At 31.4% G+C, this 1,301-nt stretch carries 2 protein-coding genes; both read left to right on the top strand.

Features of this window, described 5'->3' with window-relative positions:
• Positions 1-39: 39 nt before the first annotated feature.
• Entirely contained in the window at positions 40-411 is a 372-nt protein-coding gene (locus BMZ09_RS15970; protein WP_090842501.1) for a transposase, read from the top strand.
• Positions 412-446: 35 nt separating this feature from the next.
• Entirely contained in the window at positions 447-1,262 is an 816-nt protein-coding gene (locus BMZ09_RS15965; RefSeq protein ID WP_090842499.1) for an IS3 family transposase, read from the top strand.
• Positions 1,263-1,301 lie beyond the last annotated feature (39 nt).

Here is a 1,301-nt window from a genome sequence, read left to right as displayed (position 1 = left end):
ACACCCGTCCTGAAATAAGGCTACATAATTTTAAACATTATGTACAGAAATGACAAAGTAATTAGACGTTACAGTGAACCTTTTAAATTAAAAATTTTAGCCGAACTTACAATCGGAAAACACACAAAGAGCGAACTTTGTAAACTCTACTCTATTGCACCTACAACAGTAAATGTGTGGATTAAAAAGTATAATCGTAAAGACTTAATGAACACCAGAGTGAAAGTGGAAACAAAAGACGAAATATCTAGAATTAAGACACTTCAAAAAGAGGTAGAACAGCTTAAAAAGCTACTACTTAAAAAGGATCTCGATGCTATGGTTCAGGATTGTTATCTTGAAGTAGCAGCTGAAGATCTTGGCTATAAATCAGTTTCTGAACTAAAAAAAAAGCTAAATATAAAGCCTTAATTAAAGCTAAAAAGAGATCTAAGGGATTTGCTTCTTTGACAACTATAACTCATTGTTTTGGACTTAAACGCAATGCTTATTACAAGCATAAAAACAGAGCTGATAAGCGTTTAAACCTAGAACAACAGATTATAGATATTGTTAGAAAAAGGCGCAAATCCCTTCCTAGAGAAGGTGTTCGTAAACTTACCAAATCCTTAGATAAAGAGTTTGTTAACGCTAACATTAAAGTAGGTAGAGACACGCTATTTAATATTCTTAGAAAACACCAAATGCTAACTCTTAGAAGGAAAACCAGCGCCAAAACAACTAACTCATATCATCGTTTTTATAAGTACAACAACATTATTAAAGATATAGAAATCACAAGACCAAATCAAGTTTGGGCATCTGATATAACATACATTAGAACAGTAAAAGGGTTTTGTTATCTAGCTTTAATAACAGACATGTACTCTAGGAAAATAGTTGGTTATGACCTAAGTGATAGCTTAGAGCTTAAAGGATGCGTGAGAGCCATAAATAAGGCCATTTATCAAGCTAAAAACATTAAAGGACTTATACACCACTCTGATAGAGGAATACAATATTGCAGTAACGTATACACTCAAATATTAAAAAGAAAAAAAATAAATATTAGTATGACTGAAGAAAATCATTGTTATGAAAATGCGATGGCTGAACGTGTAAATGGAATTTTAAAAGATGAATTTTATTTAGACCAAACCTTTGATAACGTCAGTCACGCTAAGAGAGCTGCAAAAAATGCAATTAATTTATACAACGAAATAAGATTACATTTATCTTTAGACTATAAAACACCTAATATGGTATACAAATTATCAGCCTAAATTCAATTTTAACCTGTAGCCATATTTCAGGACTAGACA

Source organism: Olleya namhaensis (assembly GCF_900114005.1).
Taxonomy (GTDB): Bacteria; Bacteroidota; Bacteroidia; order Flavobacteriales; family Flavobacteriaceae; genus Olleya; species Olleya namhaensis.
Note: the sequence above shows the minus strand (reverse complement) of the source record. Positions and strands in the feature narration are given on the sequence as shown.